Source organism: Nocardioides islandensis (assembly GCF_015352455.1).
Taxonomy (GTDB): domain Bacteria; phylum Actinomycetota; class Actinomycetes; order Propionibacteriales; family Nocardioidaceae; genus Nocardioides; species Nocardioides islandensis.
Window position 1 is genome coordinate 328,547 of record NZ_JADKPN010000002.1, and the last position, 24,894, is coordinate 353,440.

Consider the following 24,894-nt stretch of genomic DNA (forward strand, 5'->3'; position numbering starts at 1 on the left):
AGCCCACCCTCTCACCACGAAACCTCACCAGACCGGCCGCGGACCTCCGAACGCCATCTCCACCAGCGGCGGCCCGATGGCCGAGACGTCGCGCAGGATCCAGTCGTCGCGCAGCAAGAGCATCGCGGACGCCGGACGCAGCACGAGCCACAGCCAGCGCCCGTCGGCCTCGCCGGCGAACACCGAGCGGTCGAACCGCTCGTCGGCCGCCGACGTCGACACCGCCCACAGCGGCACGGCCTGGCTGCCGATCCGTACCCGGACCGCCGGCTGCCCGTCCCCGACCTCGCGTCCCGGGTCGCTGCGGTCGATCGCCGCACACCGCGAGCCCAGGCCCGTGCCCGGCTCCTCCGCCACCACGAACACGTCGACCGGGCCGTCCAGCTCGCTGGTGCCCGAGACGCAGGTGACCGTCGCCCACGCGCGGGCCGGGGAGTCGTCGGTCCCCGCTTCGCCGACGACGGCGAAGTCGGTCACCGACCAGCCCGGGGACATCGGCCACGGCAGGTACGTCGGGAAGTCGGCCGCCGCGCCGAGGTGCTCGGCGAACTGGGTGTAGGTGACGTCGTCGCCCGTTGCGGGCGTCCAGAGGGTGCGGACGTCCCCGTGCACGGGGCAGGAGGTGTGGCCGTCGTGGACGACCTCGGCACGGCAGCGGGGACACCCCGCAACCAGGGACATGGGTCCACCGTCGTGAGCCGGAGCGGGCCCGTCAAGGGACGGGTCAGGAGTTCCAGGCCAGGATCACGGCGTTCTCCCGCTCGTACCCCAGCTTGGAGAGCGTCGCCGTGTCCAGCCGGAACAGCCGCCCGTCGGTCACCGGCAGGTCCAGCCAGCGCGCGGTCAGTGCCCGCAGCGAGTGGCCGTGCCCGAACACGAGAACGCGGTCCCCTTCTCCTCGGCTCGCGTCGCGGAGCCGCTCGACGACCCGGTCCAGCCGCTCGCCGACCTGCTCCGGGGTCTCGCCACCCGGGACCGGGTCGGTCCAGATCGTCCAGCCCGGTACCTCCTCGCGGATCTCGGCGCTGGTGCGGCCCTCGTACGCGCCGTACGACCACTCCCCCAGGTCCGGGTCCACCTCGGCGTCACCGTGCCCGACCAGCGACGCGGTCTCCCGCGCGCGGCGCATCGGGCTGGTCAGCACCAGGCCGAAGGACACGCCGGCCAACCGGTCCCGCAGCGCCAGCGCCACCCGCTCGCCCTCGGCCGTCAGCGGCAGGTCGGTCGTCGAGGTGTGCCGGCCGTCCCGGCTCCACTCGGTCTCGCCGTGCCGGACCAGCCACACCTCGCCGTCGGGGTCGCTCATGACTCGGCGAGCACCACGACGCGGTCGCCGGGCTCGACGACCAGCGTCTCGGACTTGGGCGGGTTGACCCGCACCCCGAACGTCGCCGCCTCGTCGCCGGACTGGCTGGCCTTCCGGTAGCCGACCGCGGTCTCGCCGCGGCGGCCGGCCCCGGCGACCACGGTCGCGAAGCTGACCTCGCGGCCCGGCTGCACGTACCACTCCGCGGGCCGCAGGTAGATCTCCGCACCGGTCGCGGCCAACAGCTCGCCGAACACGGCCTCCAGCCGCTGGTCCTCCGACAGCTGCGTGACCAGCAGGCTCACGAACTCACCGCTGACCACCACGTCGTCCACGTGCGCGACCTCGGCCAGCACCCGGTTGCGGTCGTCGAGCATCTCCGAGACCACCGGCGTCGTCTCGTCGAGCTTGCCGAGGATGTCGCGCACGTGCAGGAGGGTGACCAGCGTCCGCGCGTCCGCGGCCTGGGTGTCCAGGTAGTCGGAGTAGCAGAGCACCAGCACCTGGTCGAGGCCCGGCACCACGTGCTCGTCGAGCACGGCGCGCTTGGTGGTCGAGGCCTGCACGACCGTGACGGCCAGGTTGGTCATGGTCGGGATCTCGGGAGCGCCGTACGCCGTCACGACGGTCAGCGTCGAGCCCGGCATCGCGTAGTGGTCGAGCTCGGCGACGATGATCGGGGCGCGTTCGTTCCAGCCCAGCAGCAGCGCCTGGGTCGGCCCCTCGTCGGTGGCCGTCTCCTCGCCGAGCAGCGAGGGGTCGGGCTCGACCAGAGGGGCGGTCTGGCCGGTCAGCACCGAGTCGTCCTCCGCGATCACGATGAGGGTCTGTCCGTCGATGGGCGTGCCGGGCGGCGGGTTGAGCTTGGATACGCCGCGGTCGATCACCCCGATGACCGTCGCGGCCTCGAAGGCGAGCTGCGCGGCGCCGTACGTCGACCCCTCGAGGCCGTGGTCCTCCAGGAAGTAGATCTCGTCGCCCTCGAAGTCGAAGAGCTCGGTGTAGACCGCGGCCGCCCCGGACTGGCGGGAGGTCTGCACGACCAGCTTGGCGACCGTCTCACGGATGTCGAGGAGCACGGTCCGCTCGGCGCCGACGAGCCGGGCGGCCTCGAGGTTGGAGGGGTTGCGGATCTCGGCGACGATGCGCGGACCGCTGCCGTCGGAGCTGCTGTGGGTCAGCGCCAGCAGCGTCTTGATGACCTCGCTGTCGGGGTCGTCGGAGTCGGGAGCCAGCAGGATCACCGAGCGTGCCGACTGGTGGCTGCTCAGCGCGAGGTCGTCGACGTCCATCGGCGAGCCGGACCGGCACACCACACGGGTGCCACGCATGTCGGGCACCTTGGCCCGGATCTCCTCCTCCATCTCGACCTTGTCCTTGTCCGCCAGGACGACGACCACGGGCCGGCGCCGGCTCTCGTTGGCCAGCGTCAGCTCGGAGATGATGGTGAAGATCGAGTCGGACCAGCCGAGGATCACGGTGTGCCCGTCCTCGAGGACGAGCGACCGGCCGCGCCGCAGGTCGGCGAGCTTGGTGTCGATGCCCGCCGCGATCACGCCGATCAGCGCGCTCACGATGAAGAGCCCGGCCAGCGTGAGCACCAGCATGGTGAGCAGGAACCGCCAGGTGCTGCCCACGTCGCCGCCGATCGTGCCGGGGTCGAGCGCGTGCAGCAGGTTGCCGAACAGCCGGTCCCAGAAGTCCTGCTCCTGCCCGGCCGGACCCAGCCCGAACACGGTCGCGAACAGTGCGAACACGAAGATCAGCACCAGCGTGGCCACCGTCAGCCAGCCGATGAGGGCGGGGGTGCCGCGCGACATCGAGTTGTCGAACCAGTACCTCAGCCGGTCCCCGAACCGGGGCTCGGTACGGGCCGGCTTGCCTGTCTTGCTGCTCAACGCTCCCTGGGCGACGGCGTTCGCCGTCCGCCGGCGCAGCTGTTGTCCTGTGCGTGCCACCGGGGCATGGTGACGCACCGCCGGGCGCGGCGCATCAGTTTCCCGGCCCCTTCTCGGCGGACGATCTGCCACGATGCGACCCGTGCCGCCCCAGGAAGCATTGGCCCGCAACCGCCTCGCCGTGGCCGGCGGGTTCGCCACCCAGGGCTTCGTCTTCATCAGCCTGACCACCCGGCTGCCCGAGTTCTCCGACAAGTGGGACCTCTCGGAGATCGAGCTGTCGCTGCTCCTGCTCGGGCTCGTGCTGCTCGCCGGGGTCGGCACCCTGGCCGCCGAGCGACTGGCCCCGCGCACCGGGTCGTCGGCACCACTGCGCTGGGCGTTCGCCGGCACCGCCGTCACGGTCACCGCCGCGACGCTCGCGCCGTCGGCGCCGGTGTTCTTCGTGTCCACCAGCCTGTACGGCGTGTTCCTCGGCGTCATCGACGCCTGCGTGAACATGCAGGCGGTGGCGCTCGAGCACCGGTACGGCCGGCCGATCCTGCCGTCGTTCCACGGCTCCTGGACCGTCGGCGGGCTGCTCGGCTCGGCACTGACCCTGGCCACCGCGGACGCCGACCTGCGGTGGATGGCGCTGCTGGCGATCGTCCCCGTCGCGGCCCTCGCCGCGCCGTACCTGCCCCACGAGCGGTCCGGTGTCCCGGACGCCGACGTGTCCGTGCCGTGGCGGCCGATCCTGCTGGTCGGGGCCGCCCTCGTCCTCTTCTACATGGTCGACACCGCGGCGTTCACGTGGGGACCGACGTTCCTGGACCGGGCGGTCGACGCGCCCTCGCGGTTGGTCGCGCTGGCCACCTTCCCGTACCTCCTGGCCAGCGGCGCGGTCCGGCTGGCGGGGGACGACCTGGTACGCCGCCACGGCGCGGTCCGCGTGCTGCGCGCCGGAACGCTGGTGGCGTCTCTCGGCCTGGCGATCGTGGTCTTCGCGCCGGCCTGGCCGGTCGCCGTGCTCGGCTTCCTGGTGATGGGCGCCGGGGTGGCGGTCGTCGCGCCACTCAGCTTCTCCGCGGCGGCGCGGCTGGCGGGCGGGGACACGTCCGACGACGGCGAACGGCGTGCCCGGGTCGACGCGGTCATCGCGCGGTTCAACCAGTTCAACTACGTGGGCGCGCTGCTCGGCGCGGTGATGACCGGTGTCGTCGGTGCCGGGTCGCTGCGCGTCGGCTTCGCGGTGCCGATGGTGCTCGTGCTGGGACTCCTCCCGCTGGCCACCGCGTTCGACCCCGCCCGCCGGTTGGCAGACTGACGCCATGCGTGCTGCCGTGCTGGGGACCGGGATCATGGGGGCCGCGATGGCCCGTTCGCTCGCCCGCGAAGGACACGACGTCGCGGTCTGGAACCGCACCCGGGCCCGGGCCGACGCCGTGGTGGCGGACCGGATAGTCGCGTACGACACCCCCGGGGAGGCCGTCGCGGACGCCGACGTGGTGGTCTCCGTGCTGTTCGACGAGGCCGCCGTGCTCGGCGTGGCCGAGGACATCGCCGGCGCGCTCGGCCCGGACGCGGTCTGGCTGCAGGCCGGCACCGTCGGGCCGGACGGGATGAGGCGCATCGCTGCAGCGGTCCCCGGCGTCGCGGACCGCCTCGTGGACGCTCCGGTGCTGGGCACGCGCAAGCCCGCCGAGGACGGACTGCTGGTCGTGCTGCTGGCCGGCCCCGAGGCCGCCCGGGAGCGGGCGAAGCCGGCCCTGGAGGCCATCGGGTCGCGGACCGTGGTGGTGGGCGACGAGGTCGGCCCGGCCAGCGCCCTCAAGCTCGTCTGCAACTCGTGGGTCGCCTCGATCTGCGCGGCCATCGGCCAGGCGAACGCCATGGCCGCGGCTCTCGGGCTCGACCCCGCGCTGTTCCTCGAGGCGATCGGCGGCGGCCCGGTCGACACGCCGTACGCCCACGTGAAGAGCGGCCTCATGGTGTCGGGTGCCTACGACCCGCCGGCGTTCTCGGTCGAGGGCGTGGTCAAGGACGTCGAGCTGATGGTCTCGGCGGTCGAGGGCACCGGGTTCCGCGACGACCTGCTGCGCGCGCTGCTGGGGCTGTACGAGGACGCCGAGCGCGGCGGGCACGGCGACCACGACATGGCCGCCGTGCGCACGGTCTTCTAGTCCTGCGGGCCCGGCCAGTTCTTGTCGGGCACCGGCGTCGGGCGGCCGGGCTGCTCGCCACCGCGCGCGTCGAGGTAGCTCTGCTTGGGCACCATCACCTTGCGCCGGAAGATGCAGACGACGGTGCCGTCCTGGTTGTAGCCGATGGTCTCGACGTGCACGACGCCGCGGTCGTCCTTGGAGGTCGACTCGCGCTTGTCGAGCACCCGCGACTCGGCGTAGATCGTGTCGCCGTGGAAGGTCGGCGCCACGTGCCGCAGCGACTCCACCTCGAGGTTGGCGATCGCCTTGCCCGAGATGTCGGGCACCGACATGCCGAGCACCAGCGAGTACACGTAGTTGCCGACCACGACGTTCTTGCCGAACTGCGTGGTCTCCCCGGCGTAGTGGCTGTCCAGGTGGAGCGGGTGGTGGTTCATGGTGATCAGGCAGAACAGGTGGTCGTCGTACTCGGTCACCGTCTTGCCCGGCCAGTGCTGGTAGGTCGCCCCGACCTCGAACTCCTCGTAGCTGCGTCCGAACTGCATGCCGCCATCGTGCCGGTGGGGGCGCGGCGTGGGAACGTGGGAAAACTCACCGCCGACCGCACCGCCGACCTCCGGAGGACCGATGACGACTCGCTGGAGCCTCACGTTCGACTGCCACGACGCCGAGGCGATGGCGCGCTTCTGGACCGTGGCGCTGGGCTACCAGGACTCCCCACCGCCCGAGGGCTGGGTCACCTGGGAGGCGTGGCTCGAGCACTTCGGCGTGCCCGAGGAGGAGTGGGGCGACGGCGCGTCCCTCCAGGACCCCCACGGCGTGCTGCCCAAGATCAGCTTCCTGAAGGTCCCTGAGCCGAAGACCGCCAAGAACCGCCTCCACATCGACCTCCAGGTCAGCGGCGGCCGGCACCTCGACGCCGACAAGCGCACCGAGCGCATCGAGGAGTTCGCCGCCCTCCTCGTCGAAGCCGGCGGTTCCGTCGCCTACCGCTCCATGCAGGACGACCACCTCGACCACATCACCATGGCCGACCCGGAAGGTAACGAGTTCTGCGTGGTGTGAGGCGGGGTGGGGTGGCGTTTGGTCCCAAACGCCAACGAACGGGCGCTTCAGGCTGGCGTTTCTGCCCAACGGCGGCTGGACGCGGGTGATTCAGGCGGCTGTCCACAGCCTCCGAAGTCACCGGATTGGGCGGCTCGGCATCGGGCAGGCATCGGGGATGCAGAACACGCTGGAGCCGCGACGCGGCCGCTACCGATCACCCTCCGACCGTCGGGTCAGCCACGGTCTGATGGTCCGCAAGATGGGCTTGGCAGCCAGGGAGGAGCGACTTCGAGACCTCGCGGCCTGGCTGCTGGTCCTCCCACCCGACGCCGTCTTCACCCACGTGACGGCGGCGTGGCTGTACGGCTGGTGGCTGCCCCAGCTGCCCGACGAGGTCCCGGTGTTCGCCGCCACGACCGCAGCCACCCGCCCGCGTCGAGCGGGGATGATCTGTTCGAGGCTCCGATCGGTGGCCGAAGGCCTCACCCTGAGCGGCCTGCCGGTGGATGCGCCTGGGGCGGTTCTCCTCCGGGCAGCACGCGACCTGGCCATCCTCGACCTCGTCCCCATGATCGACTCCGCGCTCCGGCTCGGCGACGTCGACATGGCCGAGCTCGCGGAGCTGGCTCACTCGGGCAAGGCCGGCTCGCGCCGGCTCCGCGAGGCCCTGGCACGGTGCGATCGCCGCTCGGAGTCGGCGTGGGAGACGATCCTGCGTGTCTTCCACGACGTGGCCGACGTAGCGGTGGAGCCTCAGGTGGTCATCCTCGACGACCAGGGCGCCTTCGTCGCGCGCGCCGACCTCGTGGTCCTCGCCACGGGCGACCTGCACGAGTACGACGGCGCGGTCCACAGTGAGTCCGGCCAACGCGCTCGAGACCTGCGTCGTTCCAGGCGACTGGCTGAGGTCGGCCGTGTGCGCCGAGGCTTCACTGCGTCGGATCTCGTCCGGCACCCTGCGGTCACCCTGCAGGAGCTCGACCGGATCCTTGGACGACCACACGATCCACAGCGGATCCAGGCGTGGACGACGTACTTGAACCAGTCCTGCCTCACCGCGGCCGGACGGATCCGCCTGCAGAACAGGTGGAACACATCACGCCATTGGTCACAAACGCCAGCCTGATCCCCCGTCCAGATGGCGTTTGGGACCAAACGCCAGGCCTCAGGACCCCCCGCCACCGGCCTTGCGACGGTGCATCTTGGGGGCGGCGCCGCCGGTGACCTCGGAGCCGTGGGCCTTCTCGCGCAGGGGGTTGTCGCCGCCCTTGCCCTTCGACCCGCCCTGCTTCTTGCGCTCGAGCGCCTCGCGCATCTTGGCCTTGATGTCCTCGTTGGCACCTGACTCGTCGCGGGACGCGGGCATCGTTCCTCCTCGAACGTGGCGGACTGTACGGCGCTTCCACCTTACGGGGCGGAACCGAGGGTGCGCCCCACGCGTCACACCGCCATGACCTCGCGCCGCGCCGTTCGGGCTCCCCTGGCCGTCATCGCCGCCCTCGCGGCGATCACCCTCTCGGCGTGCGGCGGTGACGCCGGCGACGTGGCCACCGACCCGGCGGCCGACGCACCGAGCACCAGGGCGACACCCTCGCCGTCCGGCCCGACCGAGGAGCCGAAGCCGGGGAGCCTGCCGGACTTCCCGTACACCGACTACTCCTACACGCTCCAGCAGCGCTGCTTCTGCGCCTTCGTCGACCAGAAGTACCAGGTCACCGTGGTCGGGGGCGAGGCCACCGAGGTCAGGTACGCGACGCCCGGCGAGGGCCACGAGGTCGGTGACGAGGTCCCGCAAGCCAGGTACCTGATGCTCTCGATCCAGGACATCATCGACCGCGGCAACGACAGCAAGGCTGCTCAGATCGAGGTCGACTGGCCCGCCGGCCAGCTGTACCCGACCAGCGTCTTCATCGACCAGGACAAGATGGTCGCCGACGAGGAGGTCACCTGGGTGATCTCCGACGTCCAGACGGCCTGACCGGTCCTCAGAGCTTGTAGTCCTCCAGCAGCCGGCGGCCGATGATCATCCGCTGGATGTCCGCCGTACCCTCCCCGATCAGGAGCATGGGCGCCTCGCGGTAGAGCCGCTCGATCTCGTACTCCTTGCTGAACCCGTACCCGCCGTGGATGCGGAAGGAGTCCTCGACGACCTGCGAGCAGTACTCGGACGCCAGGTACTTGGCCATCCCTGCCTCGAGGTCGTTGCGGGCGCCGGAGTCCTTCTTCCGCGCCGCGCGGACCATCATCTGGTGCGCGGCCTCGACCTTCGTGGCCATCTCGGCCAGCCGGAACAGCACCGCCTGGTGCTCGGCGATCTTCTTGCCGAAGGTCTCGCGCTGCTGGGCGTAGGCGACGCCGAGCTCGAAGGCCCGGTTGGCCACGCCGCACCCGCGGGCGGCGACGTTGACGCGGCCGACCTCGACGCCGTCCATCATCTGGTAGAAGCCCTGGCCGGGCTCGCCGCCGAGGACCTGCGACGCCGCGATCCGGTGGCCCTCGAACACCATCTCGGTGGTGTCGACGCCCTTGTAGCCCATCTTGTCGATCTTCCCGGGGATGGTGACGCCCTGGGCGGTCTCGCCGAACCCGGCCTCCTTCTCCACCAGGAAGGTCGTCATGTTCTTGTAGACCGAGTCCGCGCCTTCGTCCGTCTTCACGAGTACGGCGACCAGGTTGGCCGAGCCGCCGTTGGTCAGCCACATCTTCTGGCCGGTGATCTCGTAGGAACCGTCGTCACCGCGGACGGCCTTGGTCTTGATGGCCGCCACGTCGGAGCCGCACCCCGGCTCGGACATCGAGAACGCGCCACGCACCTCGCCGGTCGCCATCCGCGGCAGGTAGGACTGCTTCTGCTCCTCCGTGCCGTGCTGGAGCAGCATGTAGGCCACGATGAAGTGGGTGTTGATGATCCCGCTGACGCTCATCCAGCCGCGCGCGATCTCCTCGACGGCCAGCGCGTAGGTCAGCAGCGACTCGCCCAGCCCGCCGTACTCCTCGGGGATCATCAGCCCGAACAGTCCGAGCTCCTTGAGCCCCTCGACGATGTCGGTCGGGTACTCGTCCCGGTGCTCGAGCTCGGTCGCGACCGGCAGGATCTCCTTCTCGACGAACTGCCGGACCGCCTTGAGGATCTCGGTCTGGTCGTCGGTCAGTCCGTCGGTCTCACACAGGCGCGCCATGAGGCCGGACGCTATCCAGCAACGCCCGAGCGGGCTATGACCTAGATCTCCCGCCCGACCAGCAGGAAGAACCGGCGGAAGGCGCCGTCGTACGTCGCCTGGCTGGTCCACACCTTGGCGTTGGTCAGCGAGTGCGCCGTCGAGAACACGGCCGGCTGGTCGACGTCCATCCGGATGGCCGCGGTCACGCCGGACTGGCTCACCAGCAGCCGGGTCTGCGGGAGGTTGCCGCGCCGGTCGATCGCCTGGCACTCCTCGTCGCAGCCGACGGCCCAGTCCTTCTTCCAGACCTTGCTGCCGAGCACGTTCATCAGGTTGAGCTCCTGCTGCGTGGGGTTCGGGCGGCGGGTGAGGAACTGGACGTGCACCCCGCGGTCGATCGCCGCGCGCAGAGACCGGTACAGCGGCTTGTCGCCGAGCTTGGCCGTCGTCAGGTGGATCGAGGCGCCCTCGGCCGTGTTGTCGACGGCCTTCACCATCAGGTCGAGGACCGCGCGACGCGCGTCACGGGTGCCGCCGGGCTGGTTGGTGAAGTCGCCGGGCGTGAAGCTCACCGGCACCTCGATCGGCGCGTCGGTGAAGGCCAGGTCAGCGGTGACGGCGTCGTGGTCGGAGTACAGCTCCTGGTTGTACTGGCCCAGCACGCTGAACTGCGCGGCGGTCTTCAGGAAGATGTAGTCGATCGTGGCGCCGCGGTGGTCGCCGGTCGGGAAGTGCGTCCCGGTCACGTCATAGGTGGGGGTGAAGCCGTACGACGTCAGCAGCGTCCGCGGGTACTGCAGCGGGCCGTTGTAGTGGAAGTTCATGTCGCCCGCCATCAGCACCGGGCCGTACTGGGACAGCGTGTTGGCCAGCGCGCCCAGGTTGTTGATGCCGACCTCTTGCAGGCCGTGGGTGATCTCGCTGTCGGGGGCCAGGTGCGCGGAGATGATCGAGATGACGTGGCCGTCGATGCCCTGAAGGGTCACCCAGTTGGCGTAGCGGATGCCCCACTCGACCTTCTGGCCGGGGAGCTTGCCCTCCTTGTAGCTGACCGTGGTCGTCCCCTGGTTGATCGCCGTCCACTTGTCGGTGCGCCAGGCCACGGGGGTCTCGCCGGTGTACTGGCCGGGGGTCCGCCAGATCGCGTAGCCGGGGGGCGCCAGGAACACGTCGAAGCGGTAGGGCACCTCGTTGTAGGTGATGAAGTCGGGCTGGTTGCTGAGCACCGTGGCCGCGTCGGCCTGGAAGTTCAGCGCCGGCTGGCCGGAGAGCAGGTTGGCCTGGGTGATCCGGACGACGCCGGGCGCGGGGGGCGGGAGCGGCGCCGACATCGGCGCGACCGTGCGCGCCGCCGTGGCCTCCTTCGCCATCGACGGCGCGGCGACGCTGGTGCCGGCGAGTGCGGTCGCGAGGACGGCCACGCCGAGGGCGAGACGAGGGCTGCGGAAGTGGTCGAGCACGGGGAAGAACTTCCTGTCTGACAGGGGATTCTGCGGCCATTCGAGCTACTGGTGGGCTAATCCCACCAGTCACATCAGTCACACGCAATGCATTCCGGACAACTACAAACGTGTAATTCTCCTGGGGTTCCCACCCGCCGCCTGGGGTGGCGGTCAGGAGGTCAGACGCAGCTTGCGCGCGAGAGGTTCGGCCAGCTCCACGGCGTACTCCGGCGTCATGTGCTCGCTGTCGCGCATGGCGATGGTGCTCCCGATCACGGGCGGGCACATCAGCTCGAAGCAGAACCACGGCAGCGCGTTGACGAACTCGACGTCCTGCGAGGCCGCCGCCTGCTTGAAGTCCATCTGGATGGCGTGCGCGACCGGGCCGCGCCTGAACAGGCAGTCCTCGAGGGTGACGTCCCCGCCCTGCGACATGCAGACGCCGGGCTCGCGGGGCAGCTTGGGCGTGTTGCCCAGCACGACCAACCGGTCGGTGAACGGCTTCAGCTCGGCGAGCTCCTGGGCGAATCCGTCGGTCACCAACGAGCGGAACTCGTCGCGCTGGTCGAGGACGCCGACGGGGTCTCCGTCGGGTCCGACGATCGGCGACACGGCGCTGGTGGCCACCACGGTCAGGTCCGGGTGCAGCCGGCCGACGGTCTGGACGACCCAGTCCTTGAAGTCCTCGCAGTCCGACCAGGGCCGGAGGTTCTGCGGCTCCGCCTGGACGGCCCGGGTCGCCGAGCAGCCACTGAAGACCAGATAGTAGGTCGTGTAGCCCTGCTGCTGGCCGAGTGCCGTGAACGCCGGCGACCAGGCGCGGGCGTGCGAGTCGCCGACGAGCACGATCGTCTTGTCGGCATCGGTGTCGCCGTTCGCGCAGAGCCCCCGGGTGCCGGTGCGGTAGTCGCAGTCGCCCAGGGGCGCGGTGTCCTTGCGCAGCCCCAGCAGCGGCGGCGTGAGGTCGCTGGGGATCGGCGTGCCCGCCTCGGCGGCCTGCGCGGAGGCCTGCACGAGCGCGACGGCCGGGTCCTTGCTCAGGCGCTTCCCGTGGAAGTCGGCGGTCGTGATGGCCGGGTTGTCGCCGGAGACCCCCAGCTCGCGGTCGATCCACGCGCGGCCGGAGACGGCCATCACCAGCACCAGCGCGAGGCTGAGCGGGTACAGCGCGACACCGATCCGCGGTCGGGCCCAGAGCCGGCCGGTCCGGAACGGCGTCTCGACGTACCGGTAGGTGAGTGCGCTCAGCCCGACGATGAGCACCAGGCAGAGGAACAGGGTGTCCAGCGGGAGCCGGCGGTGGTGCAGGTGGTCCTCGGCGATCCGCAGGACCGGCCAGTGCCAGAGGTACAGCGAGTACGACCAGTCGCCGACCACCCGCGCCGGCGTGAGGGACATCAGCCGCGAGACGGCCCCCTGGTCGGTCGCTCCACCGGCGTACAGCAACGCGGCGGTGCCGAGCACCGGCAGCAGCGCCTGGTAGCCCGGGAAGCGGGTCTCCGGGGTGTACCAGAAGCAGGCGAGCAGGACGGCGCCGAGACCGACCAGGCCGAGGGCCTGGACCAGCCAGCGCGGCGCCCGTACCTGCCCGCGGGACATCAGCACCCCGAGGCCGGCGCCGACCCCGAGCTCCCAGGCCCGCGTCAGCGTCGAGAAGTACGCCGTGGTCGGGGACTGGTACGTCGCGTGCACCGACCATGCGAACGACAGCACGCTCAGCACGCCGATCATGAGCAGCGGCGTACGCCGTCCCCATCCATCGGCCAGGCGGCGTCCACGGGTGGCCGCCAGAGCGATCGCGCCGACCAGCAGCAGCGGCCAGACGAGGTAGAACTGCTCCTCCACCGACAGCGACCAGTAGTGCTGGAGCGGGGAGGCGGGCTCGCCCTTGGCGAAGTAGTCGGTGCCGACGACCGCGAACCGGATGTTGGCGCCGAAGGCGGCCGCCCAGATCGAGTCCTTGATGATCTCGACCGCCCGCACCAGGGGGAGGAAGAGGATCGAGGCGACCACGGTCGCCATCGCGACGAGGGCGGCGGCCGGCAGGATACGGCGCGCCCGGCGGGCGTAGAAGCCGAGCAGGGAGATGCGCCCGGTGCGGTCGGCCTCGCGCATCAGCAGCGAGGTGATCAGGAAGCCGGAGATCACGAAGAACACGTCGACGCCGACGAAACCGCCCGAGACGGTCCCGAAGCCGGCGTGCGCGAGGATCACTGTGCCGACCGCGAGGGCCCGCAGGCCCTGGATGTCGGGACGGAAGTGCCGTGCCGTCGACGAGCGGGTCTCGGAGGGCACGTCCCAGGGTAAAACGGCCCGGATCTCCCCGTTGAATCGTGGGGCTGGCGCGGCGCGGTTAGACTGCCGCGCATGCCCGGGCGGCACAGCGACCAAAGCCACCGCCGTGGGACCCCCGCAGTCAGGACCCTCCTCCCCCTGGTCACGGTCCTCCTCGTGTGCGTCACCACGGCTGTCGTGGTGACCGTCGGGATGCGCAACCAGTCGCAGGCGACCACCGACGCCACGCTGGACCTCGCCTCGCAGGTGCCACTCGCCCCGCCGACCAAGGACGTCAACCGCGGCGCCTCCGCGGCCCGCTCGTCCACGCTGATCTCCCGCGGCGCCGAGGCCGGCCGCGGGCGGGCCGGCAAGCAGCAGGCCGCCAGGCCGCAGCCCCAGAAGGTCGTGGGCGGCGGGCTGATCGTGCACAAGACCAAGGCCCAGATCAACGCGTCGCTACGCCGGGCTGCCGAGCGGGAGGCCGCACGGCAGACGATGACCTTCCAGATCGGGACGTTCAACGTGCTGGGGAGCCAGCACAGCACGCCGACCGGAGACCACCGCAAGTACCCGCCGGCGAGCGTCCGCTCGCCCCGCGCCGTGCAGCGGATCCGGTCCTTCGGCGTCGACATCCTCGGCACCCAGGAGCTCCAGCCCGACCAGCTCAACGCCATCCAGTCGATGACCGGGTACGCCGCCTACCCCGGATACGCCTTCGGCCCGCGTGAGACCGACAACACGATCTTCTACGACGACTCGCGGTTCGAGTTCGTGTCCGGCAGCTCCTTCACGATCCACTTCATGCACGCCGACCGGCCGCAGACCATCCTGCGGTTGCGCGACAAGCAGACCGGCCGCGAGTTCTACGTGCTGAACATGCACGCCTCCGCCGGCTTCGGCCCGTACGCCGTCACCCGGCGCGCGGGTCACTACATCGCGGCCAACACCGTCAACCGGCTGAAGGGCGAGGGCATCCCGATCTTCCTGACCGGCGACATGAACGACCGCGCCGAGTTCTTCTGCCGGGTCGCCCCGATGACCGGCATGGTGGCCGCGATCGGCGGCAGCATCTCCGGCGGCTGCCACCCGGCCGGTGCGCTCGCCGTCGACTGGGTGCTGGGCTGGGGCAACGTCAGCTTCAGCAACTACATCGAGGACCGCAGCACCATGCGGACGACGAGCGACCACTACTTCGTCTCGGCCACCGCCACCGTCGGCCCCATGAGCTGAGCAAGCCGGGCGTCAGTCACCCTGCTTGAGCTCGCGCACGTCCTCCAGCATCCGCGCGACCAGCCGCACGGCCACGTCGGCCACCTCCGCGTCTGTCACCGACGTCACCGAGCGTCGTTCCTCGAGCACGTCGGGCACCAGCAGGTCGGCCAGGTCGCCTCGAACGTCGAAGCCGTGCCGCTGCACGAACCGCACCGCCCGCCGCCCGCGCTCCCGGCACTCCTCGACCTGGTCGGGCTCCGGCCAGTACCGGTCGCCGCCGCGCGGGACCAGCCGCTCGTCGGCCAGGAAGGTGCGGATGTAGACGCCGCGGTCGAAGGCCCGCTCGAAGGACCCCAGGTGCTCGTTCACGCGCCGGAGCGTCTCGGCCTCGACGACGCCCATCGACTCGTTGGGGAACGACAGCGCCGTGTCGTACGCCGCGGGGTCGACGCCCAGCAGACCCGCGAAGGTCTCCCAGATCGCCTCGCGGCGCCCGCCCGTGTGCAGCGGCAGCACGTGCACCTGCTCGGGTGGCAGCGTCCGGGCCCAGCGCCGCAGCACCAGCCGCAGGTCGAGGGTGCGCCAGTTCCAGATGGCGCTCGGGCTCTTCGAGACCGTCCGGGCGTACTCCGGCAGCGGCACGGTGTTGCGGTTCTTCAGGCTCTCCTGCCAGCTGGCCGTGAACAGTCCCAGCGGCTCGCGGGCGGTGGCGACCAGGTGCACCTCGGCGGGTGCCAGGTCGGCGATCGTCCGGGCGGCCTGCTGCGCGGTCGCGGCGGCGAAGAACTCGTGGCTGACCAGCCCGTCCCCGTCCCAGTCCGCCAGCTCGCGGCGCAGCCGCGCCCAGGCCGTGCGGTGCCTCTCGGGGTGCTTGTCGAGGTTCGGGTCCTCCCGCACCACGCGCGACGCCCACAGGTGGTCGCGACGCTCCTCACCGGGCAGCAGCACCCCGTCGGCGCGCAGCCGGTCGCGGGAGGCCCAGAGGATCGTCTGGAGGTAGGTGGTCGCCGTCTTCGGCAGGCCGAGGTGGAGGAAGACGCGTCGCGCCACGGGCCGCGACCTAGAGGCTCTTCGAGAACTTCTCGATGGCCTCGTCGATGCGGGCCTGGTCGCGCGAGGCCAGCGGCACCAGCAGCTCCTGCACCACGTCGGCGACCTCGGCCAGCCGGACGTTGTGGCGCCGCAGCTCCAGCACGTCGGCCTCGAGGGCCTCGACCCGGCGGGCCAGCTCCTCGTCGCGGCCGAGCCGGCCCGTGAGTCGGCCCGCGACGTCCTTCAGTCCCATTGGGCCACCAATCGTCCTCGGCTGGAGCGACGCGACCCGGACGGCTGGCCGGCCTGCGAGCCGGCGCGTGCGGGGCGCTCCCTGGTCACCAGGATTCTGGCACCCTGCTCCTCCATCAAGCGAGCCACCTCCCCGACCGGCACCGGGTGCACCCGCTCGGGCGTGCGCCCGGGGGTCGACCACACGTCCAGGAAGAGCCGGCCGCCGCCGCGCAGGGCCATCGACGCGAAACGCGCGAGCGACTCCCGGCCGAACCGGTCGGTGGCGTCGGCGACGTGGCGGGCGATCATCACCTTCGGCCCGTCGACCCGCGCCATGCGGGCGCCCTCAGCCAGGACCGAGCGCCACTCGTCGAGGTTGAGCATCCGCACCTCGAGGTCCAGTCCCTCGGCGGCAGCGGCGTCCTGGACGGCGTGCGAGGCGGTGGGCACGTAGTCGTAGGCGTGCACGGTCAGGCCCTGACGAGCCAGCCAGAGGCTGTCGCCGCCGCGCCCGGCACCGACGTCGATGACGGTGCCTCCGCCCCGACCTGAGCCCTGGAGGCGTCGCTGGGCCTTCCGCGCCACCGGTGACGGCTTCTCGGACGGCAGGCGGCCGCGGTTGCCGCTGTAGGTGCGCTCCCAGGCCGCGCGGTTCGTGGCCGTGCCGCGGAACCACCCGTTCAGCTGGCGCACGGTGCGCGGGTCGGTCTCGAACTTGAAGGCCGGGTCGGGCACGGCCCACGTCGGGCCGTACGCCGCCTCGAGCCACGGCTCGGGGACGGCCGGGGACGGGAACGTCTGACCTTCCAGCGTGCAGGTCGTCAGCGGGTAGACCCACTCACGACGGAAGTCGGCCCCGATCTCGCCCATCTGGTAGAGCCGGCTGCCGGTGCCCGACGACGGGTCGGCGTCGTCGATGAAGCCCCCGAACACGTCGAGCCCACGCACCGCCCCGTCACCCTCCACGACGTCGACCCGGAAGGCCGCCCCGCTGTAGCGGTAGGTGCGGAAGCCGCGCTCGTGCACGGCGCGCTGGATCCGGAAGGACTCCCGCACCACGTCGACCGGCGTACCCGCCGCGCTGACGTAGGCGACGTCGGCATCCGAGTCGTGCCCCAGGAGCTTCTTCTCCCGCACGGCGCCGAGCAGGGTGCCGTACGCCAGGAACGGCTCGATGCCGGCCGACCGTACGGCGTCGAGCACCGTGTCGATGGCGCGCAGCAGCGGGAGGGTGTCCTCGGCGGTCCGGGTGTCGAACGTCGGGCTGATCCGGCCGGACTTGTCGAGGCTGATCGGCGCGCCCGACCGGCCGACGACCTGGATCCGGTCGGCGGACGTGCCGAACGACGTCTCGCGGTCGAACAGGACGCGGCCGCTGACGTGCTCGGTGATCCCCAGCCTCGTGTTCCCGTCGAGGAACTTGCGCAGGGCGCTCGGCCACTCGATGGACCGCAAGCCGCTCAGCCGTCCGGTGACCGACGCCCGCGTGTCACGCTCCAGCCAGAACGACCAGACCCTCCGTCCGTCGAACAGGACGTCGAGGGCCCTGTCGCCGAAGCCCCACAGCGCGATGCCGTCGGCATCGACGCGGCGTACCGAGACCGGAGTCGTGGGCAAGCCGTGACTCAGTCCATGTCGACGTGGGCGTACGGGTCGACCACGCCTCGCATCCGGCTCAGCATCGGCGGCTTGCTCTTCGGGAAGTTCTCGTACCAGTAGTCGATGAAGCGCTGGTACTTCATGGTGGTGGCGCGTCGCTTGATGATCCCGAAGTTCTCGTCGGAGACCGCGGCGAACCCGGACCAGTTGGACGACCCGTTCAGGGTCAGCCAGGCACCGGTGATCCCGCCCCAGACGCCGTTGATCGTCAGCGCCTTCAGGTGGAAGTAGTTGTCGAACTCGCCGTCACCGTCGAAGTCCTGCACGAGGTGCTTCTTCGGCACCACGCCACGGGCCGTCGGCTGGTTGAGGAACCGGAAGATGGCCACGCCCATGACGGTGTAGGCGATGCGCACGTCGCAGCCCTGCGCGTAGAGCTCCTTGAGCCGCGCGGCGATGGCCATGCCACGCTCGTTGCGCATCACGTCCGGAGCGGCGCGGATGACGGTGCGGCCGCCCTTGCCGGCGCCGTCGGTGGCGCCGAGGCACTGCACCTTGCTGAGCAGGTCCTGGACCGGGTCGCCGGTACGGCCGCCGGGGCCGACGAGGGGCGTGAACCCCCACAGGTCCTTGCCGGTGTCCTTCTCGACGAACTGCTGCGCGACCGGCTCGTCCTGCCACATCTCGTGGTAGGTGTGGACGCCGAACCGGTACAGCTGCTTGTTGTCGATCCAGGTGTAGAGGTCGTTCCACTGGTTCACCGCGCCCGCCACGGTGAGGTTCGCCGAGCCCTGCATGACGACGTTCTTGGCCTTGCCGGTCTTCGAGAAGAGATAGAACTTCGAGTGCGCGGCGCCCCCCTGCCCCCGGCACGAGTCGATGCAGGTCTTGGCGTAGCTGCGCCGCCGCTGCGGCAGCTTCTGGTTGTTGCGCTTGAGCGTCGCCTTCAGCCGCACGAAGCCGGGGTTGGGGATGTCCACCAGGTTCGTGTTGTCCATGAGAACGCGGACCTTCACGCCGCGGAGCTGGGCGCGGATCAGCGCGTCCACCGCCGTGCGGGACATGATGTTCCAGGACATGATCCGGATCCGCGACCTCGCAGGCGCGTGGTTGATCGCCGCGATGATCTTGCCGAAGACGCGGTTGCGGTCCTCGCGCCGGCCCAGTGCGGCGTTGAACACGACGCCCGGCGCGGGCGAGTAGCGCTTCGGCTTCTTGTCCGCGGCCAGGGCCCGTTCGTTGGTGACCAGGCTGTCGTCGAGGCTGCTCGTGGCCGGCCCGGTGAGCGAGGGCTCCTCGGCCGAGATGGTCGGCGTCCCCGACCTGGCGGGCGTGCCCGCGGGGTCGGCGTTGCTGGTGCCACCGAGAGCGAGCACACCGGCGACGAGCGCGAGCGCGATCAGGAACCGTGCAGGACGCACGAGCCACTCCTTCGAAGAAGATCGGTCGTTTCTTGGGGGCGGCGAGCCCCGTTCAACGGCGTGCCTCGATGCCTGGGAGGGCGGCTCAAGTGCCGAGTTGGCACTATAACTGGACAGCCGTCAAGCCCGACAAATCAGGCGACCGACCCCGTGGGCGGTGTCACGCCCGGCAGGAGCGCACCATCTTGAGGTAGCCCTTGTCCTTGTCCAGCGGGCCGCTGGCCTCGTAGATCTTCCCGCCGGCCACGCCGTAGAAGCGGTCCGCGTAGCGGACGATGTGCTGGCCCGAGGAGCAGGAGAGGTTGTCGGCCGCGACCTGGTCGCTGCCGTCGAGGCAGCCCTTGTAGCCGCCTGGGATCTTCTGGCCCGCGACCCAGACGCTGTCGCACGCGGGCCAGTCCGGCGCCTCGGACGTGGCCTCGGTGCTGGCCGGGGTGTCGCTCGGCGTGGCCGAGGAGCTGGTGGACGTGGTGTCGGCCGGGTCAGCGGCGGACGATCCGGAGTCGTCTCCGCAGGCGCTCACCAGCGCGAGTGGGACCACGAGCGCTGCCACGACTGTCGTCAGCATTCCCCGTGCCTTCATGGCTGGAGTCTACGTCGGCTTCGGCGACCCGGCGGAGGACGTCGTCGACGATCTGGTCCACCTCGGCGGGGTCCGGGACACCGGCGGGCACCTCGTCGGGCCGAGGGTCACCGGGTGCTCCGAGCACGGGCTCCAGGTCGGTCAGGTCGCCGTGCACGCGGTACCCCGCGGCCTCGACCTCGGCCCGCCAGGCCGCGGTCGCGGGGACGAACACGTCGGCCAGGTCGGCCGGCGTCCGGGCCGGCGTGCCCGGTCGTCCCGCGAGCCGGTCCTCGGCGAGGTCCCGCTTCACGTACCTCGCGTGCTGGCGCGGGGTCAGCCGCCCGGCGAGACCGCGGTTCACGGCCCGGAGCAGGGCGACCGACTCGACGGTCAGCGACGGGTTCGCCGGCGGGACGGCGCGCGGGTCGACCACGCCCGGCGGGATGCCGCAGGCGTCGGCGAACCGCTGCCACAGGACCTCAGGCGCGGCCCCGGGCGGCGGGGCCGGGACCAGGTGCACGCGCTCGGCGGGTACGGCCGTCGCCCAGCGACGCAGCGCCGCGGCGTGGTCCTGGGCGTGCCAGAAGTGCGGACGAACCGCTGGCGTCGAGCGGTCGTCGGCGCGGTACTGCTCGCGCTCGAAGTCCGCGAACGAGCCGACGTCGCCGAGCTTGACCTCCTCCTGCCAGTGCGCCGTCGCCTGCCGCCCGAGGTCGCGCGCGGTGACGACCACGTCGACGCGCATCCCCTCCAGCGGGGCGAGAGCCGCCGCGATCTCGTCCGGCTCCGCGCCGCCGAGGATCTCGTGGCTGATCACCGACACGCCGTCGTAGGACCGCACCCGGTCGCACAGCGCCTGCCAGGTTCCGGCGACGTCCTCCTCGGCCAGCCCGAACTTCTCGCGGCTCCCCCGCACCTCGACGGCACCCAGAAACATCGCCTGCGGCCTCACGAACGGGTACAGCACCCCGGCCTCGCGCAGCGCGTCGCGATGGCCGGCCAGCAGGGCCTGGAGGTACGTCGTGCCGGTCTTGGGCAGCCCGACGTGCAGCACCACTCGTGCGGCGTCTCGGGGCGTCATGCGCCCATCGTGGCACCGCGCCCGAGTAGCGTTCGCACACGTGAGCACCAGCCCGTCCCGCGTGTACGCCGCGCGGCTCGTCGGACTGCCGATCTTCGACCCACAGGGCGACCAGGTCGGCAAGGTGCGCGACCTGGTGGTGGCCATCCGGTCCGAGGGCAGCCAGCCGCGGGTGCTCGGCCTGGTGGCGGAGGTGTTCGGACGGCGCCGCATCTTCGTGCCGATGACGCGGGTGACCAACATCGACAGCGGGCAGGTCTACACGACCGGGTTGCTGAACATGCGCCGCTTCGAGCAGCGGCCCACCGAGACTCTGGTGGTCGGGCAGCTCTTCGACCGCACGGTCACGGTCAAGACGACCGGCGTCACCGGCACGATCTACGACGTCGCGATGGAGCAGGCCCGCACCCGCGACTGGGTGCTCAGCCGGATCGCCGTCCAGGAGCCCGCCAAGGGCCTGCGTCGCCGCGGGCAGACCCACGTCGCCGAGTGGGCCGAGGTCGAGGGCCTGAGCCGGCGCGAGCCCACCCAGGCCGCCACGCAGCTGATCCACGCCCTCAACGAGCTCCGCCCGGCCGACGCGGCGAGCGTGATCCACGACCTGCCGCTCGAGCGCCGTACCGCTGTCGTCGCCGCCCTGACCGACGAGCGCCTCGCCGACGTCCTCGAGGAGCTGCCCGAGGAGGACCAGGTCGAGATCCTCGGCTACCTGGAGGGAGAGCGGGCCGCCGACGTGCTCGAGGAGATGGACCCCGACGACGCGGCCGACCTGATCGCCGAGCTGCCGCCGGAGCGGGCCGAGGCGCTGCTCCTGCTGATGGAGCCGGAGGAGGCCGAGGACGTCAAGCGGCTGATGTCGTACGTCGAGAACACCGCCGGCGCGATGATGACCTCCGAGCCGGTGATCCTCGGTCCGGACGCCACGATCGCCGACGCCCTGGCCCACGTGCGCAACCCCGACCTGACCCCGGCGCTGGCCGCGCTGGTGTACGTCTGCCGCCCGCCGCTGGAGACGCCGACCGGGCGCTTCCTCGGCGTGGCGCACATCCAGCGCCTGCTGCGCGAACCTCCCTCGACGCTGGTGGCCGGCGCGCTGGACGACTCGATGGAGAACCTCCGCGTCGAGGCCACCATCGACGAGGTGGCCGCCCACCTCGCGACCTACAACCTGGTCGCGGCGCCGGTCGTCGACGAGGACGGTCACCTGCTGGGCGCGGTGACGGTCGACGACCTGCTCGACCACATGCTCCCCGAGAACTGGCGGGACCGGGCGGTGCGGCATGGCTGACGTGTCCCGCGCCTCGCGCCGCGCCCGGCTCGACACCCCCCGGGAGGCCCGTCGCCAGCTGGTCCGGCGGCCGACGTACGACTCCGACAGGTTCGGCGTCTTCGCCGAGCAGTTCGCCCGGTTCATGGGCACCGCCCAGTTCCTCATCTACATGACGCTGTTCGTGGCGGCCTGGCTGCTGTGGAACGTCCTGATGCCCCGGCGTCTGGTGTTCGACGACCCGCCGTTCATCGCGCTGACCCTGATGCTCAGCCTCCAGGCGTCGTACGCCGCTCCGTTGATCCTGCTCGCGCAGAACCGGCAGGAGGCCCGCGACCGGGTGGTCGCCGAGCAGGACCGGCAGGCCGACGCGCGGGCGCACGCCGACATGGAGTTCCTGGCGCGCGAGGTGGCGTCGCTGCGGATGGCCGTCGGCGAGGTCGCGACCCGCGACTTCCTCCGCTCCGAGCTGCGCTCGCTGCTGTCCGAGCTCGAGGAGCGGACGGACGTCAGCCCAGAAGAACCAGGCCAGCCAGAGGCACCAGCCAGCTGACGAACGATCCGACGAGGAAGTACTCCGTCAGCCGGTGCACCTTGTCCTGCTCGGCCGGCGAGGACAGCTCCGGCCAGCGGAGCAGGCCCTTCGCGGCCACCACGATCGCGGCGGCGGTGAGGTTGCCGGCCAGGCCGAGGCCGAGGATGAACAATCGCTCCAGCGGCCCGAGCAGCCGCCCGCCCTTGAGCGTGCGCGCCGGCCCGGACAGCCCGCCGGCGGCGTCGGGCCGCATCGTGCCGGTCGCCGACAGCACGAGGCGGACCAGCACGTTGCCGGTCGACAGCTGGACGAGCAGCACGCCCGCGAGCAGCAGCGCCCGGTCGGGCTCGAGCCCGGCGAGCACCGGGGCGTCCGCCTGTGCCAGCCAGTCGGCGTAGGGCCCGGCCGCGTCCGCGGCCTGGCCCGACAGCAGCACCACGACGACCAGCCCGGCGGCGAGCATCGCCAGGGGCACGACCGCCCGGTGCGCGCGGAAGCCGAGGGCGACGACCCGCTCCCACGCACAGGCGTACGCCGCCAGGACCAGCACCGCGAGCAGGTCCGGCCAGCCGGTGAGTCCGGCAAGCAGACCCAGGCCCAGGGTGACCGCGGCGGCGATGCCTCCCGGCACGAAGCGGGTGGGCCGCACCGAGTGGACCAGGTCGGCGCACCCGATCCCGACCAGCAGCAGGGCCAACCAGCTCAGTGGATCTCTCCCATCAGTCGTTCGCTCGCGACGAGCGCCGCGAGGCCGTCGTGGCGGACCCGCTGCGACACCGCGGAGGGCGAGACGTCCTCCTTCTCCGCGATCTCACGCTGGGTCCTCCCGGACAGCAGACCACGCAGCACCCCCAGGGACCGGTCGGACAGGCCGCCGACCATCTCGTCGCGCAGCACGAGGGCGGCGTTCACGGCGGCCTGGTCCGGGCCGTCGCATCCCTCGGCCACGCGGTACGCCGTCCGCCGGCGCCGGTGCCCGGCTCGCGCGGCGTCCTGCTCGACCTCGACGACCGCCGCACGAGCGGCCCACCAGCCGGGCCCGTCCTGGATCCTCGGGTCCTCGTCGAGGACCTCGACCGGCCCCCAGCCGATGCCCTGACGGACGTCGACCTCGGGCAGCAGGGCCAGGCGCAGCCACCGGGTCGCCCGCAACGCGGCGCCCACGGTCGCGAAGACGCCCTGGTACTCGTCGCCCGCCGTGATCCACAGCGGCGCGACGAGCAGGGTCCGGCCGTCGCCGTCGGCTCGCCGCTCCTCGGCCCGCAGCAGGTCGTTGACCTCCTCCAGGCGGCCGGCGAGGCGGCCGTGCAGGTCCTGGCGGTCGGCGAAGCCGCGCGACCCGACCACGTCCCCGATGACCGTGGCCACGGCGACGGGTGAAGTCATCTCCTTCTTTGGCACCATGGTGAAGAGGATACCTTACTCTGAAGTAAGATGAAGCCCTGCGCTTCCGTTCGCACGAGGTCCGCCGCCGGCCACCGAAGCGGGGATCCCCGTGCGCACCGCCTAGACTCGCGGCACCATGAGCATCTCACCCGAGGCGGTCGACGCCGCGCTGGCCCGCGTGCACGACCCCGAGATCAAACGGCCGATCACCGAGCTCGGCATGGTCGACACCATCCACATCGACGGCGGCGTCGTACGACTCACCGTGCTGCTCACCGTCGCCGGGTGCCCCCTCAAGGACACCATCGACCGCGACGTCAACGCGGCCCTCCGCGCGGTGCCCGGCGTCACCGACGTCGACCTCACCCTCGGGGTGATGTCCGCCGAGCAGCGCGCGGGTCTCCAGCAGCAGCTCCGCGGCGGTCAGGCCCAGCGCGACATCCCCTTCGCCCAGCCGGGCTCGCTGACCCAGGTCTTCGCGGTGGCCAGCGGCAAGGGCGGCGTCGGCAAGTCCTCGCTCACCGTCAACCTCGCCCTCGCGATGGCCGCCGAGGGCCGCGCGGTCGGCATCGTCGACGCCGACATCTACGGCCACTCCGTGCCCGCGATGCTGGGGGTCGCCGACGCGCGGCCGACCCAGGTCGAGGACCTGATCATGCCGGTGCCCACCGCGTCCGGAGTCAGCGTCATCTCCATCGGCATGCTGAAGCCGCGGCGCGACCAGGTCGTGGCCTGGCGCGGCCCCATGCTCGACCGGGCCCTGGTGCAGATGCTGGCGGACGTCTACTGGGGCGACCTCGACGTGCTCCTGCTCGACCTGCCGCCGGGCACCGGCGACGTGGCGATCTCGCTGGGCCAGCACCTGCCCGGCGCCCAGGTGCTGGTGGTGACCACGCCACAGGAGGCCGCCGCGGAGGTGGCCGAGCGCGCCGGCACGATGGCCTCGATGATGCACCAGCGGGTGGTCGGCGTCGTGGAGAACATGAGCTACCTGACCTGCCCGCACTGCGGTCCGTCCCACCAGATCGAGATCTTCGGGGCCGGCGGTGGGGAGCGCGTCGCGAGCACCCTCGCGAGCCGGTTCGGCTACGACGTGCCGCTGCTGGCCCGCATCCCCTTCGAGCCGTCCCTGCGCGAGGGTGGCGACGCGGGCAAGCCGGTGGTCGAGGCGGACCCGACGAACCCCGCAGCCGTCGCGTTGCGAGAGGTCGCCACCCGTCTAGTGGGGCGGGGCCGAGGTTTGGCAGGACGCCAGCTGGGCCTGACTCCGACGGGTAAGTTCTAGGC

At 71.5% G+C, this 24,894-nt stretch carries 25 protein-coding genes; 9 read left to right on the forward strand and 16 right to left on the reverse strand.

Features of this window, described 5'->3' with window-relative positions:
- Positions 1-24 precede the first annotated feature (24 nt).
- Genes ISU07_RS07085 through ISU07_RS07095 form a run of 3 tightly spaced genes read right to left on the reverse strand, consistent with a single transcriptional unit; the run spans position 25 to position 3,264 of the window.
- Positions 25-681: a DUF6758 family protein gene (locus ISU07_RS07085; protein WP_194706051.1), complete on the reverse strand. Its 657-nt coding sequence runs from the start codon at positions 679-681 to the stop codon at positions 25-27.
- A 43-nt stretch (positions 682-724) separates the two neighbouring features.
- A complete protein-coding gene (locus tag ISU07_RS07090; RefSeq protein ID WP_194706052.1) occupies positions 725-1,306 on the reverse strand; it encodes a histidine phosphatase family protein in 582 nt (193 codons plus the stop codon).
- Positions 1,303-3,264 carry a CASTOR/POLLUX-related putative ion channel gene (locus tag ISU07_RS07095; protein WP_194706053.1) on the reverse strand — a complete coding sequence of 654 codons (1,962 nt, stop codon included), beginning with the start codon at positions 3,262-3,264 and terminating at the stop codon, positions 1,303-1,305. The genes ISU07_RS07090 and ISU07_RS07095 overlap by 4 nt, the downstream gene beginning before the upstream one ends.
- Positions 3,265-3,346: 82 nt before the next feature.
- On the opposite strand from ISU07_RS07095, the gene ISU07_RS07100 reads away from it, so the two are divergent.
- Together ISU07_RS07100 and ISU07_RS07105 are read left to right on the forward strand one after the other, a co-directional pair.
- The gene (locus ISU07_RS07100) at positions 3,347-4,510 is read left to right on the forward strand and encodes an MFS transporter (RefSeq protein WP_323742475.1); all 1,164 of its coding nucleotides are present in this window, start codon (positions 3,347-3,349) and stop codon (positions 4,508-4,510) included.
- 4 nt (positions 4,511-4,514) lie between these two features.
- Positions 4,515-5,366, forward strand: a complete 852-nt coding sequence (locus ISU07_RS07105) for an NAD(P)-dependent oxidoreductase (protein ID WP_194706055.1) — start codon at positions 4,515-4,517, stop codon at positions 5,364-5,366.
- Here ISU07_RS07105 and ISU07_RS07110 read toward each other — a convergent pair.
- A complete protein-coding gene (locus ISU07_RS07110) occupies positions 5,363-5,893 on the reverse strand; it encodes a MaoC family dehydratase (RefSeq protein WP_194706056.1) in 531 nt (176 codons plus the stop codon). The genes ISU07_RS07105 and ISU07_RS07110 overlap by 4 nt on opposite strands.
- An 82-nt stretch (positions 5,894-5,975) precedes the next feature.
- Between ISU07_RS07110 and ISU07_RS07115 the strand changes: the two genes are divergently transcribed.
- Together ISU07_RS07115 and ISU07_RS07120 are read left to right on the forward strand one after the other, a co-directional pair.
- Complete coding sequence (locus ISU07_RS07115; RefSeq protein WP_194706057.1) at positions 5,976-6,413, forward strand: VOC family protein; 438 nt, start codon at positions 5,976-5,978, stop codon at positions 6,411-6,413.
- A 451-nt stretch (positions 6,414-6,864) separates the two neighbouring features.
- The gene (locus ISU07_RS07120) at positions 6,865-7,521 is read left to right on the forward strand and encodes a hypothetical protein (RefSeq protein ID WP_194706058.1); all 657 of its coding nucleotides are present in this window, start codon (positions 6,865-6,867) and stop codon (positions 7,519-7,521) included.
- Between the two features lie 39 nt (positions 7,522-7,560).
- Here the strand turns inward: ISU07_RS07120 and ISU07_RS07125 are convergent, their stop codons facing one another.
- Positions 7,561-7,761: a DUF5302 family protein gene (locus tag ISU07_RS07125; protein WP_194706059.1), complete on the reverse strand. Its 201-nt coding sequence runs from the start codon at positions 7,759-7,761 to the stop codon at positions 7,561-7,563.
- A gap of 60 nt (positions 7,762-7,821) precedes the next feature.
- Here ISU07_RS07125 and ISU07_RS07130 point away from each other — a divergent pair, with 60 nt between their 5' ends.
- The gene (locus tag ISU07_RS07130; RefSeq protein ID WP_194706060.1) at positions 7,822-8,373 is read left to right on the forward strand and encodes a DUF6174 domain-containing protein; all 552 of its coding nucleotides are present in this window, start codon (positions 7,822-7,824) and stop codon (positions 8,371-8,373) included.
- Between the two features lie 7 nt (positions 8,374-8,380).
- Here the strand turns inward: ISU07_RS07130 and ISU07_RS07135 are convergent, their stop codons facing one another.
- The 3 genes from ISU07_RS07135 to ISU07_RS07145 all read right to left on the reverse strand — a co-directional run bounded on the left by ISU07_RS07135 (position 8,381) and on the right by ISU07_RS07145 (position 13,293).
- Positions 8,381-9,574, reverse strand: coding sequence for an acyl-CoA dehydrogenase family protein (locus ISU07_RS07135; RefSeq protein WP_194706061.1), 1,194 nt, complete (start codon positions 9,572-9,574; stop codon positions 8,381-8,383).
- A gap of 41 nt (positions 9,575-9,615) precedes the next feature.
- Entirely contained in the window at positions 9,616-11,016 is a 1,401-nt protein-coding gene (locus ISU07_RS07140; protein ID WP_194706062.1) for an exonuclease/endonuclease/phosphatase family protein, read from the reverse strand.
- Positions 11,017-11,169: 153 nt separating this feature from the next.
- Positions 11,170-13,293, reverse strand: a complete 2,124-nt coding sequence (locus ISU07_RS07145) for an acyltransferase family protein (RefSeq protein ID WP_194706063.1) — start codon at positions 13,291-13,293, stop codon at positions 11,170-11,172.
- Between the two features lie 156 nt (positions 13,294-13,449).
- On the opposite strand from ISU07_RS07145, the gene ISU07_RS07150 reads away from it, so the two are divergent.
- Positions 13,450-14,505, forward strand: coding sequence for an endonuclease/exonuclease/phosphatase family protein (locus ISU07_RS07150; protein WP_194706064.1), 1,056 nt, complete (start codon positions 13,450-13,452; stop codon positions 14,503-14,505).
- A gap of 12 nt (positions 14,506-14,517) precedes the next feature.
- On the opposite strand, the gene ISU07_RS07155 is transcribed toward ISU07_RS07150, so the two are convergent.
- The 6 genes from ISU07_RS07155 to ISU07_RS07180 form a co-directional block, all read right to left on the reverse strand.
- Complete coding sequence (locus ISU07_RS07155) at positions 14,518-15,537, reverse strand: hypothetical protein (protein WP_194706065.1); 1,020 nt, start codon at positions 15,535-15,537, stop codon at positions 14,518-14,520.
- A 10-nt stretch (positions 15,538-15,547) separates the two neighbouring features.
- The gene (locus tag ISU07_RS07160) at positions 15,548-15,772 is read right to left on the reverse strand and encodes a DUF6752 domain-containing protein (RefSeq protein ID WP_194706066.1); all 225 of its coding nucleotides are present in this window, start codon (positions 15,770-15,772) and stop codon (positions 15,548-15,550) included.
- Positions 15,763-17,370, reverse strand: a complete 1,608-nt coding sequence (locus ISU07_RS07165) for an SAM-dependent methyltransferase (protein WP_194706067.1) — start codon at positions 17,368-17,370, stop codon at positions 15,763-15,765. Before ISU07_RS07165 ends, ISU07_RS07160 begins: the two co-directional genes overlap by 10 nt.
- 8 nt (positions 17,371-17,378) lie before the next feature.
- Complete coding sequence (locus ISU07_RS07170) at positions 17,379-18,773, reverse strand: phospholipase D-like domain-containing protein (RefSeq protein WP_194706068.1); 1,395 nt, start codon at positions 18,771-18,773, stop codon at positions 17,379-17,381.
- A gap of 160 nt (positions 18,774-18,933) precedes the next feature.
- Positions 18,934-19,296: a hypothetical protein gene (locus ISU07_RS07175; RefSeq protein WP_194706069.1), complete on the reverse strand. Its 363-nt coding sequence runs from the start codon at positions 19,294-19,296 to the stop codon at positions 18,934-18,936.
- Positions 19,256-20,419 (reverse strand): hypothetical protein, encoded by a 1,164-nt coding sequence (locus tag ISU07_RS07180; RefSeq protein WP_194706070.1) that lies wholly within the window; start codon positions 20,417-20,419, stop codon positions 19,256-19,258. Before ISU07_RS07180 ends, ISU07_RS07175 begins: the two co-directional genes overlap by 41 nt.
- 40 nt (positions 20,420-20,459) lie before the next feature.
- On the opposite strand from ISU07_RS07180, the gene ISU07_RS07185 reads away from it, so the two are divergent.
- Together ISU07_RS07185 and ISU07_RS07190 are read left to right on the forward strand one after the other, a co-directional pair.
- Positions 20,460-21,707 (forward strand): magnesium transporter MgtE N-terminal domain-containing protein, encoded by a 1,248-nt coding sequence (locus ISU07_RS07185; RefSeq protein ID WP_194706071.1) that lies wholly within the window; start codon positions 20,460-20,462, stop codon positions 21,705-21,707.
- The gene (locus ISU07_RS07190; RefSeq protein ID WP_194706072.1) at positions 21,700-22,239 is read left to right on the forward strand and encodes a DUF1003 domain-containing protein; all 540 of its coding nucleotides are present in this window, start codon (positions 21,700-21,702) and stop codon (positions 22,237-22,239) included. Before ISU07_RS07185 ends, ISU07_RS07190 begins: the two co-directional genes overlap by 8 nt.
- Here ISU07_RS07190 and ISU07_RS07195 read toward each other — a convergent pair.
- Both ISU07_RS07195 and ISU07_RS07200 read right to left on the reverse strand, forming a co-directional pair.
- Positions 22,196-22,918 (reverse strand): hypothetical protein, encoded by a 723-nt coding sequence (locus ISU07_RS07195; RefSeq protein ID WP_228521399.1) that lies wholly within the window; start codon positions 22,916-22,918, stop codon positions 22,196-22,198. The genes ISU07_RS07190 and ISU07_RS07195 overlap by 44 nt on opposite strands.
- A gap of 5 nt (positions 22,919-22,923) precedes the next feature.
- On the reverse strand, positions 22,924-23,625 hold the full coding sequence (locus tag ISU07_RS07200) for a SatD family protein (RefSeq protein WP_228521400.1): 702 nt from the start codon (positions 23,623-23,625) through the stop codon (positions 22,924-22,926).
- A 118-nt stretch (positions 23,626-23,743) separates the two neighbouring features.
- Between ISU07_RS07200 and ISU07_RS07205 the strand changes: the two genes are divergently transcribed.
- The gene (locus ISU07_RS07205) at positions 23,744-24,892 is read left to right on the forward strand and encodes an Mrp/NBP35 family ATP-binding protein (RefSeq protein ID WP_194706073.1); all 1,149 of its coding nucleotides are present in this window, start codon (positions 23,744-23,746) and stop codon (positions 24,890-24,892) included.
- Positions 24,893-24,894 lie beyond the last annotated feature (2 nt).

What these genes read in the sequence shown, in the direction of transcription:
- ISU07_RS07200 (WP_228521400.1), bottom strand. Translation starts at nt 23,625, where the DNA reads ATGGTGCCAAAGAAGGAGATGACTTCACCCGTCGCCGTGGCCACGGTC.
- ISU07_RS07190 (WP_194706072.1), top strand. Translation starts at nt 21,700, where the DNA reads ATGGCTGACGTGTCCCGCGCCTCGCGCCGCGCCCGGCTCGACACCCCC.
- ISU07_RS07135 (WP_194706061.1), bottom strand. Translation starts at nt 9,574, where the DNA reads ATGGCGCGCCTGTGTGAGACCGACGGACTGACCGACGACCAGACCGAG.
- ISU07_RS07085 (WP_194706051.1), bottom strand. Translation starts at nt 681, where the DNA reads ATGTCCCTGGTTGCGGGGTGTCCCCGCTGCCGTGCCGAGGTCGTCCAC.
- ISU07_RS07180 (WP_194706070.1), bottom strand. Translation starts at nt 20,419, where the DNA reads ATGACGCCCCGAGACGCCGCACGAGTGGTGCTGCACGTCGGGCTGCCC.
- ISU07_RS07205 (WP_194706073.1), top strand. Translation starts at nt 23,744, where the DNA reads ATGAGCATCTCACCCGAGGCGGTCGACGCCGCGCTGGCCCGCGTGCAC.
- ISU07_RS07110 (WP_194706056.1), bottom strand. Translation starts at nt 5,893, where the DNA reads ATGCAGTTCGGACGCAGCTACGAGGAGTTCGAGGTCGGGGCGACCTAC.
- ISU07_RS07105 (WP_194706055.1), top strand. Translation starts at nt 4,515, where the DNA reads ATGCGTGCTGCCGTGCTGGGGACCGGGATCATGGGGGCCGCGATGGCC.
- ISU07_RS07090 (WP_194706052.1), bottom strand. Translation starts at nt 1,306, where the DNA reads ATGAGCGACCCCGACGGCGAGGTGTGGCTGGTCCGGCACGGCGAGACC.
- ISU07_RS07125 (WP_194706059.1), bottom strand. Translation starts at nt 7,761, where the DNA reads ATGCCCGCGTCCCGCGACGAGTCAGGTGCCAACGAGGACATCAAGGCC.
- ISU07_RS07160 (WP_194706066.1), bottom strand. Translation starts at nt 15,772, where the DNA reads ATGGGACTGAAGGACGTCGCGGGCCGACTCACGGGCCGGCTCGGCCGC.
- ISU07_RS07115 (WP_194706057.1), top strand. Translation starts at nt 5,976, where the DNA reads ATGACGACTCGCTGGAGCCTCACGTTCGACTGCCACGACGCCGAGGCG.